At 31.2% G+C, this 17446-nt stretch carries 17 protein-coding genes; 3 read left to right on the top strand and 14 right to left on the bottom strand.

Annotated elements, in window-relative coordinates:
* Window positions 1–53: 53 nt before the first annotated feature.
* From ICJ83_RS16445 to ICJ83_RS17155, 13 genes are all read right to left on the bottom strand, one after another.
* On the bottom strand, window positions 54–386 hold the full coding sequence (locus ICJ83_RS16445) for a hypothetical protein (protein ID WP_188231504.1): 333 nt from the start codon (window positions 384–386) through the stop codon (window positions 54–56).
* A gap of 28 nt (window positions 387–414) precedes the next feature.
* Entirely contained in the window at window positions 415–705 is a 291-nt protein-coding gene (locus tag ICJ83_RS16440) for a hypothetical protein (protein WP_188231503.1), read from the bottom strand.
* A 128-nt stretch (window positions 706–833) separates the two neighbouring features.
* Window positions 834–1154: a hypothetical protein gene (locus tag ICJ83_RS16435; protein ID WP_188231502.1), complete on the bottom strand. Its 321-nt coding sequence runs from the start codon at window positions 1152–1154 to the stop codon at window positions 834–836.
* A gap of 104 nt (window positions 1155–1258) precedes the next feature.
* On the bottom strand, window positions 1259–1597 hold the full coding sequence (locus ICJ83_RS16430) for a hypothetical protein (RefSeq protein ID WP_188231501.1): 339 nt from the start codon (window positions 1595–1597) through the stop codon (window positions 1259–1261).
* 89 nt (window positions 1598–1686) lie between these two features.
* Window positions 1687–2004: a hypothetical protein gene (locus tag ICJ83_RS16425; RefSeq protein ID WP_188231500.1), complete on the bottom strand. Its 318-nt coding sequence runs from the start codon at window positions 2002–2004 to the stop codon at window positions 1687–1689.
* Window positions 2005–2378: 374 nt separating this feature from the next.
* Window positions 2379–2579, bottom strand: coding sequence for an HTH domain-containing protein (locus ICJ83_RS16420; RefSeq protein ID WP_188231499.1), 201 nt, complete (start codon window positions 2577–2579; stop codon window positions 2379–2381).
* A gap of 17 nt (window positions 2580–2596) precedes the next feature.
* Window positions 2597–4177 (bottom strand): TolC family protein, encoded by a 1581-nt coding sequence (locus ICJ83_RS16415; RefSeq protein ID WP_188231498.1) that lies wholly within the window; start codon window positions 4175–4177, stop codon window positions 2597–2599.
* Window positions 4164–7247 carry an efflux RND transporter permease subunit gene (locus tag ICJ83_RS16410; protein WP_188231497.1) on the bottom strand — a complete coding sequence of 1028 codons (3084 nt, stop codon included), beginning with the start codon at window positions 7245–7247 and terminating at the stop codon, window positions 4164–4166. The genes ICJ83_RS16415 and ICJ83_RS16410 overlap by 14 nt, the downstream gene beginning before the upstream one ends.
* Window positions 7248–7253: 6 nt before the next feature.
* Window positions 7254–9356: a hypothetical protein gene (locus ICJ83_RS16405; RefSeq protein ID WP_188231496.1), complete on the bottom strand. Its 2103-nt coding sequence runs from the start codon at window positions 9354–9356 to the stop codon at window positions 7254–7256.
* Window positions 9357–9366: 10 nt separating this feature from the next.
* Complete coding sequence (locus ICJ83_RS16400) at window positions 9367–10479, bottom strand: efflux RND transporter periplasmic adaptor subunit (RefSeq protein WP_188231495.1); 1113 nt, start codon at window positions 10477–10479, stop codon at window positions 9367–9369.
* A 22-nt stretch (window positions 10480–10501) separates the two neighbouring features.
* Window positions 10502–12268 carry an O-antigen ligase family protein gene (locus ICJ83_RS16395; RefSeq protein WP_188231494.1) on the bottom strand — a complete coding sequence of 589 codons (1767 nt, stop codon included), beginning with the start codon at window positions 12266–12268 and terminating at the stop codon, window positions 10502–10504.
* 328 nt (window positions 12269–12596) lie between these two features.
* The gene (locus ICJ83_RS16390; RefSeq protein ID WP_188231493.1) at window positions 12597–14579 is read right to left on the bottom strand and encodes a discoidin domain-containing protein; all 1983 of its coding nucleotides are present in this window, start codon (window positions 14577–14579) and stop codon (window positions 12597–12599) included.
* A 449-nt stretch (window positions 14580–15028) separates the two neighbouring features.
* Entirely contained in the window at window positions 15029–15247 is a 219-nt protein-coding gene (locus ICJ83_RS17155; RefSeq protein ID WP_188231492.1) for a DUF4138 domain-containing protein, read from the bottom strand.
* A 72-nt stretch (window positions 15248–15319) separates the two neighbouring features.
* Here ICJ83_RS17155 and ICJ83_RS16380 point away from each other — a divergent pair, with 72 nt between their 5' ends.
* The 3 genes from ICJ83_RS16380 (at window position 15320) to ICJ83_RS16370 (ending at window position 16483) form a co-directional block, all read left to right on the top strand.
* Entirely contained in the window at window positions 15320–15616 is a 297-nt protein-coding gene (locus ICJ83_RS16380) for a transposase (protein WP_188231491.1), read from the top strand.
* Between the two features lie 165 nt (window positions 15617–15781).
* Window positions 15782–15991: an IS3 family transposase gene (locus ICJ83_RS17150; RefSeq protein WP_188231490.1), complete on the top strand. Its 210-nt coding sequence runs from the start codon at window positions 15782–15784 to the stop codon at window positions 15989–15991.
* A 9-nt stretch (window positions 15992–16000) separates the two neighbouring features.
* Window positions 16001–16483: an IS3 family transposase gene (locus tag ICJ83_RS16370; RefSeq protein WP_188231518.1), complete on the top strand. Its 483-nt coding sequence runs from the start codon at window positions 16001–16003 to the stop codon at window positions 16481–16483.
* A gap of 236 nt (window positions 16484–16719) precedes the next feature.
* Here ICJ83_RS16370 and ICJ83_RS16365 read toward each other — a convergent pair whose 3' ends face one another.
* Window positions 16720–16923 carry a hypothetical protein gene (locus ICJ83_RS16365; RefSeq protein ID WP_188231489.1) on the bottom strand — a complete coding sequence of 68 codons (204 nt, stop codon included), beginning with the start codon at window positions 16921–16923 and terminating at the stop codon, window positions 16720–16722.
* Window positions 16924–17446 lie beyond the last annotated feature (523 nt).

Below are 17446 nucleotides of genomic sequence, written 5' to 3'. Positions count from 1 at the left end.
ATAATTCAAAATTAAAGCAGGAAAAACCTGCTTTAATTTTGAGTGGAATCAGATTAATTTGGATTTTGACATCTCTTTGTTTCTTGGTGTGAGTCATCACATGTGGATGGGGTGCACTCCTCTCCCTGTTTGTAATCCCCTGTAGTTTCGCAAACAAGCTTGTCATTATAAAGAGGCCAACCACAAGTTGTTATAGTTCTTTTAAAACACTTTGTCGAACCACCTCCTGTTTCTGTTTGAGCTACAGCCACTTCCATCAATTCACTTAAAGAAAATGTAGAGTCTTGGTTATCTATATCTATATCCTCAGTAATATAGAAAAGCCCTCCCATTACAATTGAAAATACGGCAATTATTTTAATATGTTTTTTCATTTTTAACTTCATTTTTTTATTTTTTATAACGATTTAAACTTTAATATTTTATACATACTTTTTCTGGCAAATCAATGAGACTGCAATCATCTGGCTGACAAGACTCTCCCTGTTTATAGTCTCCTGTCTGATCGCATATAACCTTGTCATCGAATAAAGGAAAACCACAACTTATTATAGTTTTTGTAAAACAAACCCCCGTTCCTCCTCCTGATTCTGTTTGAGCTACAGCAACTTGAATCAATTCACTTAGGGAATAAGAGGTGTCGAAGTTATTTGTATTTTCATCTACTATTCTACTGATATTCAAACCTGTTATTGCAATAAACATGCAAAAAAATGTACTTAGTATTACTTTTTTTAATTTCATAATGTTATTTTTTCAAAATAGACACCTTTATTTCTTTTATTAATACCTAAAATTTGGAATCAACCTGAAATAAAGGATAAAGTTTATTTTTAGTATTTTATACAGGATTTTTCCGGTGGAGTAAAAAAACTACACTCTATAGGCTGACAGGTCTCTCCTTGTTTGTAATCCCCTGTCTGATCACAAATAGCCATATCTCCATATATACTTATACTTCCACAGCTTATTATAGTTTTTGTAAAACAAACACCGGTTCCTCCTCCTGTTTCTGTTTGAGCTACAGCCGCAGTTATCAATTCTCCTAAAGTATAGTTTCCTCCTTTATGGATATTTAAATTACTAGTAAAGAACACAGCTGTAGCTATAACAGTTACACCTAACATTCCTATTATTTTTTTCTTTAAATTCATTTTTAAAAATTTTAATTATTTTTTTGATTTCTACTATTTAAGAAATGTATGACACTTAAAAATATATGTGAAATACAAAATACATCTCATAATAATTTAATCTATTATCCATTAATGTTTTGCTGACATCTTTTTGTCTGTGGACTACTGTTCGTGCAAGTAGTTTCTGAACATTCTTCTCCTAATTTATAATCTCCCGTAGTATCACAAGTTACTTTTTCATTATATGCAGGAAAACCACAATTTGTTATAGTTCTTGTAAAACATTTAACCGAACCACCTCCTGTTTCTGTTTGAGCTACAGCTACTTGAATCAATTCACTTAGGGAATAAGAGGTGTCGAAGTTATTTGTATTTTCATCTACTATTCTACTGATATTCAAACCTGTTATTGCAATAAACATGCAAAAAAATGTACTTAGTATTACTTTTTTTAATTTCATAATGTTATTTTTTCAAAATAGACACCTTTATTTCTTTTATTAATATCTAAAATTTGGAATCAACCTGAAATAAAGGATAAAGTTTATTTTTAGTATTGTATACAGTATTTTTTTGGTGGTGTAGAAAAACTACAATTTTTGGGCGAACAACTCTCTCCTTGCTTGTAATCCCCTGTCTGATCACAAATAACCTTATCTCCAAATAAATAATCTCCACAACTTATTATAGTTTTTGTAAAACAAACACCGGTTCCTCCTCCTGTTTCTGTTTGAGCTACAGCCGCAGTTATCAATTCTCCTAAAGTATAGTTTCCTCCTTTATGGATATTTAAATTACTAGTAAAGAACACAGCTGTAGCTATAACAGTTACACCTAACATTCCTATTATTTTTTTCTTTAAATTCATTTTTAAAAAAATTTTAAATTCCCTTCTTGAGAGAAATGATTAAATATATTTACATTTGCAAAGTCTATGGAGGTACGCTACTTTGTGAAACATAACATAAGCTAACCATTAAGCTTTTTGTGATAAATTTAAGTTCATATATAATTTTAGATTCAAATTCGAAACTTTCTAATTATATAGAAAAACAATTTTCCCTCTGGGTATTATTAAGGTCTTTTCTTATAGATTTTAGTTTTATGGTTAAACACTACATTTGGATTATATATTTTTAATCATTTTATACTCAGAGGTTTTTTAAACCTATTTTGTCTATTATAACACTGTGTTCGATAACACAAATTTAAACCTTCATAGGGTCAAATTCTGACACTTTGCTATTCTTCTAAAAAATATTTATGTTTTTTCCTGCAATATTTAATATTATAACCTTCATCTCTTAAATGGAATATAATCCTTTTAAGTGTTCTTTCACTACAATCAAAATTATCGGCTACTTCTTTTAATGAATAAAGCCGTTTCTGTTTAATTAAATACAGTAAATATTCTTCCTTTTCTTTTCGTTCTGCATAAGTCATAGTAAAATTCTTTTAATTTAATTTTCAATAATGGAATCTATATCGTTCTTAGATAAAGCACTTTCATTTAAAAAATCGTAAAGTGTTAATTGTTGCACCTCGTAATACAACTTCCAATAATTAAGCAAACTTTGTATGTACTGCTCTGTTGCCGATTGCCATACTTTTCTAGAACTGGTAAGATTGAGTAAATCTATCTTTCCTGATAAAAATCGCCTTTCTGTAATATGATAGGACTCCCGAGCTATTTCACTGGTTTTAAGTGCCCCTTGAACGAGCTCCTTTTGTAGATTAAAATCAATAACTTTTTGTGTGATATCTTGGTCTAACTTATCAGTATCCTGTTGCAGTTCTATTTCTGTAACATCCTTATTCATTTGAGCAGTTTTGATTCTTCCCCGACGCTCACCCCAATCTAGAATGGGCATACTAAAATTAATCGATAACATTTGTTGGTCCAATAGGTTTCCATAAGCATCCACAAACGTATTAGCCTGTTGGTTGAGACCATAACTAGCGGTCACAGATAAATCGAACCTATTGTCTTTTACAGCTTTATCTAAATCTCTTAAAGCTTCTATTTTTCTTAACTTTAAATCTAAAATATCAGGGTTATTAGCTTGTGCTAATGCCTTAGCTTTTTCAGTATCAATTTTTAAATCTGTTATTAGTTCTGGTAGTTCTGGCTGAACACCTTCAGGAATTTGATCCCTTAAAAATATCCTAAGGGCTGTCTCTGCCTTTTGTAAACTTTGAAGGTTTTGGGTCAGGTTAGTATTAGCGTTATACACATCTAATTCTAAATTCAAAAGATCATCCCGCTCAATCGAACCTAATTCATAACGCTTTTTACCTATTTTTAATAGTCGCTCTGTTGACGATTTATTTTCCTCTGCTATTTCTACTCTTTTATAAGCTAAAGCCCAACTAAAAAAATAATCTATAGTTTTAATATTAATAGCTTGTTGCTCATGGGTAAACTCCTGTTTTGCTATTTGATATTCCAGTGGCGCTGTTTCCTTTTCCCATTTAAATCGATTATACGCCATCAAGGGCTGAATTAGTCCTATACGTATAGGGGTGGCACTATAGCTTTCTACATCTGATATCCCTGAGTTTACTATCCTGTCAAAACTTGAATTAATAAACAGACTGGTTCCTGTTGCCCGGATATCCTGTGTCATGGACACATTGGCGTAAGAGCTTAAACTTTGTTGTTGGCGGAACACATCAATATTCGCCTCAGAATCATATCGCTTGACCAAGGATCTGTTAAAGGTAAATGGTCGGGTTTCAAAATTAATTTTAGGTAATAAACTCGATTGAAAGGATTTAAACTGCCAGTAATTCACACCATATTTTCGCTTAGATTTAAAAGCATCCAAAGAATGTTCTCCTGCTAAACTTAATACCTCCTGTAAACCTATACTTTGACGTGTTATTGACTCTTCTATTTTCTCTTGAGCATTTATACGGTATACATTAATAAAGGCTAACAGAACAACTAATACAACTACTTGCATTTTATCCTTTTGCGGATAGAATATATAGTGCTCTTTAATCTTTTTTAATATATCAGGTAATTTATCTTTTAACATTAAGCTGAAGTTTTGAAAGGTAGTAATAACACAAGGGGATAAAATAAAGACTGACAACGGTTCCCAGCAACATTCCTCCTATAAGAGCCACTGCTAAAGGTGCTTGTAATTCCGCTCCCAATCCACTTGAAAACAATAGGGGTAATAATGCTAATATGGTCGTTAAACTGGTCATTAAAATAGGTTTTAATCGTCGCTGTCCTGCCACTAACAAAGCCTTCATTAATGAATACCCCTGTTTTTGCAATTGTATTATGGTATCTATCTTTAATATAGAATCGTTTATAATAATACCACTCATAACTACAATACCTATCATGGACATTAAATTAATACTCATACCAAATAACTTTAAAAACAGAAAGGCTCCTGCTAAATCTAAAGGGACTTCAAGTAATATGATTAGCGGTAAGGTAAAGGATTCAAATTGTGAAGCCAGAATAAAATAAAGTAGCACCAGAGATAAAAGAAGTACTATTTTTAATTCTCCTAAAAGTTCCTGACTACTAAAATAGCTTCCTGAAAAATTAACATCATACCAGGGATTATTATGAACTACGGTTTCGATCTTTTCCATGGATCCATTGACAAGCTTATCATCAAGATTTAGAGATAAGGGATAATACTCCCCTTCTCCACCTCCTGTAATCGTTTTTAAATCACTTGCCATAACTACTTTTACAAAGTCTTTTACATTAAATACGGCACTATCCTGAGAAACCACAGTTGTTTCATTTAAAATGTGCTCAACAGAGCTTTTTTCACCACCTAGAATAACAGAAACAAAACTTTGATTATCTACAATTGTTAATATTTCACGTTCATTAAAAGCACTCTTTAATGTACTGAATATACTATTGGAACTTACCCCATAGGTCATCAGCTTCTCCTGATTGGCTACCAAAGTCATATAATCCTGCCAAACAATTGGTTTTAATTTGAGTTCATTAAATTGTCCTTGCAATTGAAACCAAAGGTTTTTTAACTCTTCATTTTGGTTATCTCCAAGGTCTCCTACAGGTCGTATCCGTGCTGTTAACTTAGCTTTATTGTCTGAAAAAATAAGATTAAATATATTATCGACATCTTTAAATTCCATCAGAGTGGATGGATAATGCTCTTGAATTGACTTTTCTATAATATCAATCGTCTCAGTTAGCTCTTCAGGGCTATGACATTGCAAATACAATGTGGTTTCTGAAGTTTTAGCCTGAGTGGTTTTATCCAAGAGAAATTGTTGATGCCCCACAAGCGCTGTTTGATTCACTAACTTTCCCTGTATCCCGCCTAGAATATCCAACACCCTGCTTTTATTTTCTTCAACATGAATAGGACTGTTCCAATCAATTCTTAAAAGCGTTTCCGTAGTCGTGAAATTTGGCATTTGGGTTTTAGGGATTATATTATACAACCCAAAAGTTAGCACTAATAACAAAGCACAAACCAGCCAGGCCATTTTTTGATGTCTCATGACCCATTTGAAACCTCTTTCGTAAAACGCCGCATAATCTAATCTATTTGTTTTGGTGAGAAATTTGGTAATAAGACCTGGCTTATTTGTGTCTTTCAAATGAAACAATCGGTATAGAACAGGCAATAAAGTAATGGAAACAACAAAAGAAGCAAACAAACCTATGGTTATCGCCATGGCCTGATCATAAAATAAGGCCCCACTAATCCCACTTAAAAATATTAAGGGTAAAAATACCGCACAAGTCGTCAGTGCTGAACTCAGTAATGGTTTTATAACTTCATTGGTTCCCTTTACACAAGCTTTTGATAACTTGTAACCTTGCTCCCTAAACTGAATGATATTATCTATTACAATGATAGAATTGTCAATCATAAGTCCGATGCCAAGCACCAATCCGGATAAGGAGATAATGTTTATTGAAATTTGAAGCCATTGAAAGCATAATAAACAAACAATTAAGGATACCGGAACTACAATCCCTATAAGCAATGGAGATTTTACATTTTTTAAAAACAGGAACATAATACCAAAAGCCAGCAACATTCCCCATAATAAACTTTGAAACAGATTATTAATAGCATAATCCAATAACTTTGTTTGATCTCTGGTTATAACAAATTCTATATTGGGATAATCCTTTTTCAGATAGCCCATCAATGTATTTAGCGATGCTTTTAAATCCCCCATACGGGCATCACTTTGCTTGATAATAGCCATGATTATGGCTTCCTTTGTATCAGACAACACCAATCCCGTTCTTTTTTGAGGGTGTTCCAACACCTCTGCCAATTCTTTTAATTGGTATAAACGGTTGTTTTTATGAATATAAATATCCTTTAACTCTTGTATATTTTTAAGCGAGTTCCCTAATCTTACATCATATTGGTATTGACTGTCTTTAATAAGTAAGCTTCCTATCTCTATATCATGCTTTTTTATGTTAGCCTCTAACTCATCTAAACTAATACCCAAGCCATCCAATTTATTTTGATCGGGAATGATTAATATTTCAGAAGACACCAAACCTGAAATGTCTACCATGGCCACTTCAGGAACCTGTTCAATACGCTTTCGGATTACCTGATTGGCAAAGCGATTAAAATCTACGAACTTTTGGGATACAGGATGAAGCTCTGAACTTATGGCTTTAGCTGAACCATCATCTTTAAGGGTCATACTTAAATAAAAAACAGGAATATCTGTCGCACTGGATTTAATCACCTTAGGACGCTCCATGGTTTTTGGAAAACCAGCCATGGCACGGTCTATCTTTTCATTAACCTCTATAAAAGAATAATCTATTTTAGTGCCATGGTTGAATTCAAGTTGTAAAACTCCTAAGCCATTGCTCGATTCACTGGTAATATCTTTAAGATGACTTAATTGCATTAAATTTCGGCGCAAGGGTTTCACTACAGCATCTTCTATCTGCCTGGCCGACATATTATCTACAGAAACCTGAACCGTAATCTCAGGTATGTCAATATCTGGCATTAAAGACACAGGGATTAACCCCAAGGCATAAATACCTAAAATGAGTATTCCCAATGTAGTCATTAAAACAGCGATAGGCTTATGAATAAGGAATTTTACCATATCTATTTACCACCAAATTTGTTTACCATCTTCATAAGTAAAAATGCGTTCCTCTTTACCCTCTGTATAATTTCTAAGCCAATACAAAGTGTTGCTTGGTAAATCATCATATTTCAAATATCCTTGATTAGTATTTCTTATACCCGTAGACACCCATCTATTATCCCAATAAAGTAATTCATAATCCATTTTAGGGTAAATACTATTCTTATCAGTTCTTGGACATAGATAAAGTTGTGAAATACTCTTAGAACTTCCTAAATCAATACCAATCCAAACCTCTTTATCAATATCAACACAAACTTCCTTCAAACTTGGCATATATGCTTTTAACACACCTTCCTTCCTGTAAATAGTTGTATAACTCAATAAGTCATCATCAAAATAGCTATTTTGAATAGTTGCATTTATACCTTTTGAACTTATATAATCGCCATTCTCTTTACGAAAAGAATTAGAAGTTAAATTACCAAAACCAAGTTCAGCTATATCATAGTACAAACTGTCTTTTATTTTTGGAAATACGAAACGATAATATTGATAATTTTTAGGCTCAATTTCTATCAATTTACTATTAACATCTGTTATATTTTTTAAGGTGTATAAAACTTCTCTTTTCTTAAAATCTGGGGAATTTGCCCCTTCAAATCGTCCTTCAATTAAATTCTTTGCGATTTTATTTAAATGTTGCTTAGGAGAAAACTTTCTATCTATTATCATTTCCCTTCTATCATCAACACCTCTTTTTATATTTAAATAATCAATCGCACCATCATTTTTTAAAACAAAAGGAGAACTAACTGGTTTTAAGTTATTAAATTCATCATAAACCATGACTAAATAAACAACTTCCTTACCTCCAATGTCTTTAAAGGTAACTTTTCTTAGGTCTTTATCAATCTCCCCCCAATCGATAGGAACCCAACCTCCATGACTAAGATTGTCAAAAATACATAAGTAGGCTATAGGTAAATTTTTACAATATAAATCTTTTAAATTGATGGATATATCATAACAATCAATCAGATCTTTAGTTATATCTTCCCAACCGAAAAGGTTAAGATGATTAAATGCTTCTCCTTTTGTTTGAGTTAGTTCATTTCGAACAATAGGTTTTTTCCTGTATAATTTAGTAACTTCATCCTTAATATTTAAACTCCCAGGAGCACTAGGAATACCATCAAAGTAATGCCAACTCCCATTATTATCTAAAACCCCATTAGAAACATGATCTTTTGCTGTATGTCCAAACTTATTTACTAAAACTTCAACAGTTGCAATACCTTGTGCTCTTAAAACCTCCTGTATAAATGTCGATATACTAACGCAGTTTCCAGTAATTTTATATTTATACATAACGGAACTTAAAAGACATTCTGGAGCATCATAAAGCCCTCCAGAAATAAATTTCATATTACCTAAATATTTTTTAAGCTTTTCAGCCGCTACAAGAGGATCTCTTTCTTGCCCTAAAGAATCCCTGAAACCCATAAATTCCTCAAAAAAATATTTACGCCAAGAATTAGGGTAATGCTTTCCTTCTCTATAAGGTAAAATATAATTACAAAACTCATCAAAACTATAATGTTTAGCCCAAGGTAAATCCCAAGCTTTAAAAGCATAATCTATATTTTCAATTAAAAATGCTCCTGTAATATGGTGTATATCTCTTTTTAAAGACCATTTATTTCTAAAAACTTTGCCATGATTAAGTTGGTATTTTTTAATAATGCTATTTATTATATCCTTTCTTTCTTCTATGTTTTTGTCACTTTCTTTACAAAAATAAACTGCTAATGAATCTTCAAAAGCATTAAAATAATCATTTAACAATTGATCATTTCTACTATCTGTAAATACTCCATAAGGAACTTGCTCTGAAATTAAAAAATAAGCTGCTCTCAATTTTAAGCTGTCTTCAGGTTTTTGGTAATGATCCAGTACCTTTTGAAGTTCATCCCTATTATTTCCTGCTAACTTTAAACTTTCCTCTACCTCATTAGGTAATTGATTGCATGAAAATAGAAAAACAAACAAAATTGATGTTATAATATAAACTAGAGAATTCCTTAAGGCTACTATTGAATTTATACTTTTACTAAAATTCATTACAAAAAAATTATCGATTAGTACTTTTAATTAAAACTTCTACGTCATGGGCTAAATTTAAATTCCCCGATACAATTATAGAATCCCCTTCCTTTAAAGATGCACTACTCTTATCTGGATGTGGAATGACGCTGTATTCATGACTATTTTCATGAATAGTCTGTACATAAGTCCAATATGTTCTCCCCGATTTAACCGTAAATAAAACTTCCTGATTTTGACGTAAAACAACAGCTGATTTAGGAACTACGAGCTGATTAGAGATATCCTTTTTTATATAAACCTTAACATTCATACCATCCATTAATGCTCCTCTATTATTAATTTTACCCTTCACTAAAATAGTTCCATCCTTTTCTACCTGTGGATTAATTGCTGTTATAGTACCTTTCACCAACTTTCCCGAAGCAAAAGGTTCTACTTCTACTTCACCACCCAACTGTATTTGAAAAATTTCAGATTCTATTAAATAAAACTCTACTTCAAAAACTGTGTCATTTATTAATGTCATAACATCTGCCCCTGCGTTAATTTGTTCATGTTCTTTATATTTTATATTAGCTATCTTACCACTAAAAGGACTAATGAGTTTTGTAGATTTTAAATTGAACTCGGTGTTCTTTAGATCATGCAGTGCATCTTTATACCCGGAACGAATCGATAACATTTCATATTCTTCAGAAGGTATACTGTCCTTATTGAAAGTTTCATAACCTCTACCCACCAGTTTATCATGAAATTCTAACTCCGCTTTTTTTAGGTTAATTTTTGCTTTATCATACGACTGCCGATAAGTAAAATCTTTTAAAACAGCTAATGTTTGCCCTTCTCTAACATAATCACCATTTTTTACTAAAAGCTTATCTATATTTTCACTCACATCAAACTTGAGTTGATTTTTTTGTAATGCAATAAGCTTTCCATTACTGACAATTTCCTTTTGAAAAATGCCTTTTTCTAAAACCATAATACCTACCTCATTTTTTTCTGGTAAATATTCTTGTTTTGTTATTGTCTGATCTTGATCGACTTTCTTTTTACCTTCTTTACAAGAGAGTAAAGCCATTACAAAGAATACAAGTAAAACGATGCTTTGCCGTTGATTTATGTGTTTGCCTTTCATATTTGTATTTTCCTTTTAAGAATCATAAATCATTTTGCCCTTCATACTTATTTATAATTATTTTCATTTCTGACTTAATTTCCCTGATAGCCGTTGAAGGAATTTTTGTCTCTTTATTTAATATTTCATCAGCCATTTCAAGAGCCTTTTGTTTATCTCCACTTTCGTCATATAACTTCGCCAACAAATACAAAGGATAAAAACGAATGGGAATCATATTATAAGCTTGCTCATAAGCCTTTTCAGCCTTCTTATATTGTTTTAAATCCTTATACGCATCTCCTAAGGCTGTTTGAATAATCGTGGTATTTAGATAAATTTTTGATTTTTCCAATATTTGAATTGCTTTTTCGTTCTTATTGGACATTGTTAAGGCTTTCCCATAATTCATTAAAAAATCACCATCTTTTTTAAATACTTGATAGACCTTTTGATACTCATCAATGCACCCTTCATAATCTCCATATTGGTAAACAGTTATTGCGTTCTTCCATGTAATAAATCCATCTTCTAAATACTTAGAATACTCATAGCCTTTAAATACAATAACAAATCCTAACACCGCCAAAAACCCCTTAAAAAATTTTATTACTGAGAGTTGGGAGTCTATTTTAATCAGCCTAAAAAATTTATTTTGATCAGAATTGGCCAAAAATGCAAATGAGGTTATAATTAAAAGTTTAATAGGTAGTATTTGTAAAGAGTATGAAAAAAAGGAAAATACACCGATTGACAGTAAAATAGAAGTAGCTATCATAATAAACGGATGTTTATTTCGATTTTCCTTTACGACCTTATACAAACACCATAAAAAAAACAACAGTATTACAAAACCTAAAAACCCTTCTTCAACAATGAATTGAAGCCACTCATTAAACGCATAATATGTATTATCTGCAACATCTCCTGCTAAAGCCCCATTATTACTTTTAAAATAAGTGGCTTGATAATCCATATAGTGTGCTTTGAATCTATCAAATCCAACACCTGTCAAAGGGTTATCTTTTATGATACCTGATGAAACATTCCATACAAACAAACGACCATCAGCCGAAGCCTTTTTAAAATGGTATACACCCAGGATTCCAACTGCAAAAACACAGAAAACTAAAATTGCCAAATAAATTTTCTTTGAACCTTTCAATGATTTTAAAAATCTAGCAGCATAGCTATACTTATATTCTATTAGGAGGGTACTACTCATTATAACAGCCAGCCAAGCAGCTCTGGACTGAGTGGATGGTAAAACAATAAATACACTTATAAGACCAATCAATGGGATATACTCACAAGCAACAGAAATAACACTATTTACAATTTTTGTGTTAGAATTAAACGATTTAGCAGCGACCAAAAATTTATCTTTAAAAAAATACATCCCTAAACTTACTGGCCAAACAGAAGCTAAGAAACCTGCATAAGGACCTGGATTAAAAAAACTACCTGTTATTTTAAATCCTGAATGATTTGACTCCCAAAAATCAAGTAATTGTAAATTTCCGTGAATAGCTTGTAATATTGAAGATAAAATAATGGTTAAAAACAACCATGAATAGACTTTCACCGATAAACTTCTTAGAACCAGATAAAACAAACTAATTCCTAACAATTCAATATATCGAATTGAAAAACCAAATTCAATTTGAATAACATACCTGTTAATTAGAACATAAAGTAAAAGAATAAAAAGACCTATATCTAATATGGAAAGATTTATTGATGGATTTTTAGAAAAAAGAAATCTGAATATAAGAACTCCAAAAATCAAAAGACAAACAACTAAAAACATTAATAACTTGCTTGTTATTGTTGAATTGACGTATTGATGACAATTAATACTAGGAATCAATAATAGTATAATTAAAACTATTAGACCTAAAGTTATTTCTATAAAATGATTAATTTTTACGATGCTTAATGTCTTTATTTACTTACAATAATACGATTTATTCATACAGTTTATAGATGACAAATCATTCAAATAAGGATTACTAAATAATCATTTTAAATGTTTTAACACTATAAATAAAACAACTACACTTTATCAGGCTATATGGACTTATAACGGGATAATTCTTAAATTTCACATAGAACCAATTAAATATACCGCATCCTGTCTATCCCCAAATTTGTTCTCCTGCCTTCATAAAAAATATCATTTCCGCATTTCCTTGAGTATGATTTCTTAATAATAGCAGAGCGTTTTTTGGTGCTATAAAATCTATATAATCCAGTTGAGCATTTTTTTTCCCCAAGGATATCCAACCACCACTATCTTGCCAATAAAAAAGTTCATATTGATTGTTTGGCTCGATAGTATTAAAGGAATTCCTAAACAAGTACTTCACTTTAGAAATTTCAATAGGTCTATCTAGTGCCAGTCCAATCCAAGATTTTGTATTATCATTATTGTAATTAGTTCTAATATTTCCATCAAAAGCATATTCAGGTCTAAACTTGGTATCCTTTGAAGAACATATGACTTTTCCATTTAAACGTGTCTCATTCTTGTCAAAGAAACCCAATTCGGCTATGTTGATAGTAGTATCGGCAACATGCCTAATAAATTGATATTTCTTATTCAAATTAACTTTCACCTCTTCTGCCTTATCTGGTATATCCTTTATCTTAAATATAGTTACTGCATCCGAAAAATCAGATTTATTAGCGACCTGAAAATAGGTTTCAATCATTTTTTTCGCAAATCTTGTTTCCCCAATTCCTCTTGGATGCTTTCTATATAATCTAATTTTTTCCTTTTCTTCCAGATTTGCATTAAGAATTATTTTATGACCATTTTCTTCCAAGTATATTGGAGGATGAATATAATTATACTCATTATTTTTATATTCTGCAGGCATATAAATTTTACCACTCCCAACAGATGAAAAAGTACATCTGTCGTTTTTGATTTCTGTCCAATCTATTGCCGACCATTTGTTGCTCGAAGTGTAATCACATAAATAAATTACCTTATGATCTTTAGACCCCTTAATTACTTCTACACTAACTTCGTTTGCGTTTTCATGTAAATATTCTGTTACATCTTTTAAATTAGGGTCTCTAAAAAAAGGAGGTATATCCTCCAATGCTAGCATTTTTAGTAGTCTCATATCCTTTTTAAAAGAATGCTGAAAAAATTTAGATGCAGAAGTGGCTGGACTTTTCCATTCGGATAAATAATAATTAGAATCTTCATCTGGAGGAAAATTTTCAGCACCAAACTGCAAATAATTTCCTTTAGAGTCTAGAAGTACTTCCCATTCCGTTCCATAAGGGAGAAACACAGTTCCAATTGGAATTCCTTGTGAGCGCATAACATATATAATAAAATTACTCTGATCTCTACAAGTTCCCATCCTTACCTTATTTAAATCTTCCCATCCCAAATCTGGATATTCTCTAAAAGTAAAATAGTTATTTTTAACAACACTTACCCTTTCATATAGAGCTTGGGCGGCATTGAGCGCTATATTTTCAGAATAATTTACTTTTTTTAATTCAGATTTATAGTCTTCATAAACCTCTTTTCTCCATTGAGTAATAGGTTCTGTCAAATTTCGGTACGGAAGAACATATTCACAAAATTGATCAAAATTTAAATGCTTTGCCCAAGGATTTTCCCAGACCTTAAACGCATAATCAATATTTTCGATTAACTGATTAGCCTTAACAGTTTGAAGGTCAGGTAAAACAGTTAAGGATCTTGAGTTTAATGGTCCATTTTTCAATTTTAGCGTGTCCCAATAACTATCTACTACAGTATGCCCATCTGTAAAAACATTATCTCCTGTCCAGAATTTTGAAGGGTTGATAATTACTGGGTCTTGGGCTTTATGCAAAGAATCTACAAAACTCAGAAGACTTTTATGAGGCCCTATTTCTTCATTATTATATGAATACTTTGTATCCATGTTTTCAATCAAAAAATAAGTTGCTTCCAACTTTAAATTTTCTTTAGTTTTAAGATAGTGATTTATTACTTTTTGTAGTTCAGCCTTATTTTCTCCAGCAAGTTCCAAGCAACGTTGCACATCCTTGGGTTTCTGATTACAAGAAAATAATATTGATGTCAATAATAAGTAACCTAGATATTTCATTTTTAATTGTTATTTTGGTATATATGAAGCCCACTACTTCTCATTAATTAAATGATTTTGTTTTAATAAATTATATTAATTACGTAAACTTCCAGATATTTTGTTACTTTAATTAACTATTTATGCACGCATTACATCAGAAAAAGCAACAATGAATTTAATCACAAATGAATTGATTATGAGTACTTTTTTTTCACTATGGTTAGGTTGACTAACGATGTAAGACCTCTTTCTTATCCTATCTAGTTTATGACAATATCACTGAATACTTTAAAATTATTTACTATAAAATTGATGTTCACATAAATCTTTATAATAATGATTTTTCTTAAAAAAGAATAAGAAAAATCATTCAATAACAAATATAACTTTTAAAATAATATATGCCAACAAAAAATCAATAAATATGTAATATCAAAACTTTTCATCTCATTCTTTTTGAAGAAATTCTATTTTAATATAAACTTCCTACATCCATTATTTTCTAATAATTCAAATTCCACACCTTCACTATCTCCCAATGAAAACTTTGGCAATACAAAAACAAACCTTTGTGAATTTCCACTTGAAACCTTTTTAGGAAAATTACATTTATGAATGACATCAAATTCTAACTCCTGATAAGATGCTTTCCGCTTATTATTTGTTGAAACCCTATAAACCTTCAAATAATGGAGTTGCTACCTTTACTCGTACATAAAATTTAAGACTGTTTGTTATAAAACAAATATCTTAGAAACATGAAAAAACGATATTACAGTCCTAAATTAAAGGAGCAAGCAGTTCGGTTAAGTTACCAGCGCGAGAATATAAAAGAATTAGCAGACGAGTTGGGTTTAGAAGTTCAAAGGATTTATAAATGGCGAAAGGCTGCCAAAACAACAATATCTCCTAAGCCAGAAAAAGCAATACCTGATGACACATTAGAGGTTAAAAGACTACGCAAAGCACTTAGAGAAAAGGAACTTGAACTTGAGATATTAAAAAAGGCCGTGCACATCTTCTCCAAGAGCGATGGGAAATCTATGGATTTATAGCCAGCTATAAACATTTATATCCGATTGAGAGGATGTGCAAGGTTTTTAAAATAAGTAGGAGTAGTTTTTATAGGTGGTATACGGCTGGACCATCAAAACGAAGATTGGAACTTAGCCTATTTACGGATTTGATTAAAACGGAATTTGATCAGAGCAAAAAACGATATGGATCGATCTACACGAATAGCAGAAAAACTTAAACGTAAAGGCTACTGTATATCCAGGTTTAGAGTGGCTAAAATTATGAGGGCTAACAATTGGGTAAGCAAACACAAAAGAAAATTTAAAGCTACCACAGATTCCAATCACAGTTATCCGGTTTGTAGAAATTTATTGAACAGAAACTTTAATCCCAGTAGATTAAATGAAGCTTGAGTTAGTGATATTACCTATATCCAAACCTATCAAGGCTGGCTATACCTAACCACAATTATTGATTTGTTTGATAGGCAGGTAATAGGTTGGTCATTAAGTACAAGTTTACATACCGATCAAACTATTATTCCAGCCTGGAAAATGGCTGAAAGCAAGCGTACCATAAACATGGATTTAATATTTCACTCAGATCGAGGAATACAATATGCCTCAAAAACATTTAGATCTTTTATTAAATCCAACCCTTTGGTAACCCAATCTATGAGTAGAAAGGGAAATTGTTGGGTTAATTCAGTTGCTGAATCATTCTTTAAAACATTAAAGGTAGAACTTATTTATGATGATGATTTTAAAACTATAGAACAGGCTAAAACCGCTGTTTTTGAGTACATCGAAATATGGTATAATAGAAAACGTTTACACTCCTTTTTAGGGTATAAAACTCCTTATGAAGTAGAACAAGAATTTTATCAATTTAAAAATGTAGCATAGGTCTTAAAAAAAATGTCCGACTTTTTATTGCAACTCCATTGATTATAAGATCGGTAATGCCGTACAAATAGAATCGATTTTTAGTGGCTCACTTTCGTCCGCTGCAGGTGGCTCAGTTTTATCCGCCGCGCTATGCTCACTTTAATCCGCTGTGGGTGGCTCAATATAGCCGTTTTTTGCACCATTGTCTACCTTGGGTTTTATAATCATTATCTAAAGCTTTAACCAGATTATACTTATTTCCTAAAACATTTTGACAAAAAGTCAAGCATTTTATCTTCTGCTTTAAGACCTTCTAAAATACATAAGACATCCGCATTAATATCTAAGATTTCTTTTTTAATGGCATCGATTCGCTTTTGCTTTTTTCCATCAATATTGTCAAATAGTTTATCAAGCCATTCCACATTCCATGATGTTACTTTAAGTGTAGTATTCATATCCTAAAATTTTAATTAACAAAACCTACCGTAAGACGAAGCAGTCATGTAAAACATTTTAATGCTACACATAAAGAGCGCTCTATCTCTAATTTTGCTAATAAATAAAACCCTTTAAGATCGGATTATTAGGATAAAGATTATTTATTTGGATTTATAAAATTAAAAAACTTATTCGTATTAACCTCAAAAACAATTAATTAATACCCATTTGAACTAAAAGACCTTGTTCTATTTGAGCAAGCTCATCTAGACGCAAGGTCATTTCTTAAAACGATTAATAGCATACATAATATAATCAATTTTACTACTCTCTATGTTATTTTTATATTAATTTAATTTTAAGCGGATTTCACAAAAAGGAAAAGTTTAATTTAACGCCATTATATCACTAAAGAGACTCCTCTTTAGAATCCAAAATACTCATGGAATTTTCTTTTTAACACGAATAAAAAAAGGCTACAAAACCATGTAACCTTTTAAACTAAAATTTATGTTTAACCCTAAGTCAAATCCTCCACTT

Origin of the sequence: Aestuariibaculum sediminum, from assembly GCF_014596945.1 — a bacterium.
Classification (GTDB): Bacteria; Bacteroidota; Bacteroidia; order Flavobacteriales; family Flavobacteriaceae; genus Aestuariibaculum; species Aestuariibaculum sediminum.
This window is presented reverse-complemented; position numbering and strand designations above follow the sequence as displayed.

Bases quoted from the DNA above. Each gene is read 5' to 3' on its own strand.
- ICJ83_RS16445 (WP_188231504.1), bottom strand. From the start codon at position 386: ATGAAGTTAAAAATGAAAAAACATATTAAAATAATTGCCGTATTTTCA.
- ICJ83_RS16440 (WP_188231503.1), bottom strand. From the start codon at position 705: ATGTTTATTGCAATAACAGGTTTGAATATCAGTAGAATAGTAGATGAA.
- ICJ83_RS16435 (WP_188231502.1), bottom strand. From the start codon at position 1,154: ATGAATTTAAAGAAAAAAATAATAGGAATGTTAGGTGTAACTGTTATA.
- ICJ83_RS16430 (WP_188231501.1), bottom strand. From the start codon at position 1,597: ATGAAATTAAAAAAAGTAATACTAAGTACATTTTTTTGCATGTTTATT.
- ICJ83_RS16425 (WP_188231500.1), bottom strand. From the start codon at position 2,004: ATGAATTTAAAGAAAAAAATAATAGGAATGTTAGGTGTAACTGTTATA.
- ICJ83_RS16420 (WP_188231499.1), bottom strand. From the start codon at position 2,579: ATGACTTATGCAGAACGAAAAGAAAAGGAAGAATATTTACTGTATTTA.
- ICJ83_RS16415 (WP_188231498.1), bottom strand. From the start codon at position 4,177: ATGTTAAAAGATAAATTACCTGATATATTAAAAAAGATTAAAGAGCAC.
- ICJ83_RS16410 (WP_188231497.1), bottom strand. From the start codon at position 7,247: ATGGTAAAATTCCTTATTCATAAGCCTATCGCTGTTTTAATGACTACA.
- ICJ83_RS16405 (WP_188231496.1), bottom strand. From the start codon at position 9,356: ATGAATTTTAGTAAAAGTATAAATTCAATAGTAGCCTTAAGGAATTCT.
- ICJ83_RS16400 (WP_188231495.1), bottom strand. From the start codon at position 10,479: ATGAAAGGCAAACACATAAATCAACGGCAAAGCATCGTTTTACTTGTA.
- ICJ83_RS16395 (WP_188231494.1), bottom strand. From the start codon at position 12,268: ATGTTTTTAGTTGTTTGTCTTTTGATTTTTGGAGTTCTTATATTCAGA.
- ICJ83_RS16390 (WP_188231493.1), bottom strand. From the start codon at position 14,579: ATGAAATATCTAGGTTACTTATTATTGACATCAATATTATTTTCTTGT.
- ICJ83_RS16380 (WP_188231491.1), top strand. From the start codon at position 15,320: ATGAAAAAACGATATTACAGTCCTAAATTAAAGGAGCAAGCAGTTCGG.
- ICJ83_RS17150 (WP_188231490.1), top strand. From the start codon at position 15,782: ATGGATCGATCTACACGAATAGCAGAAAAACTTAAACGTAAAGGCTAC.
- ICJ83_RS16365 (WP_188231489.1), bottom strand. From the start codon at position 16,923: ATGAATACTACACTTAAAGTAACATCATGGAATGTGGAATGGCTTGAT.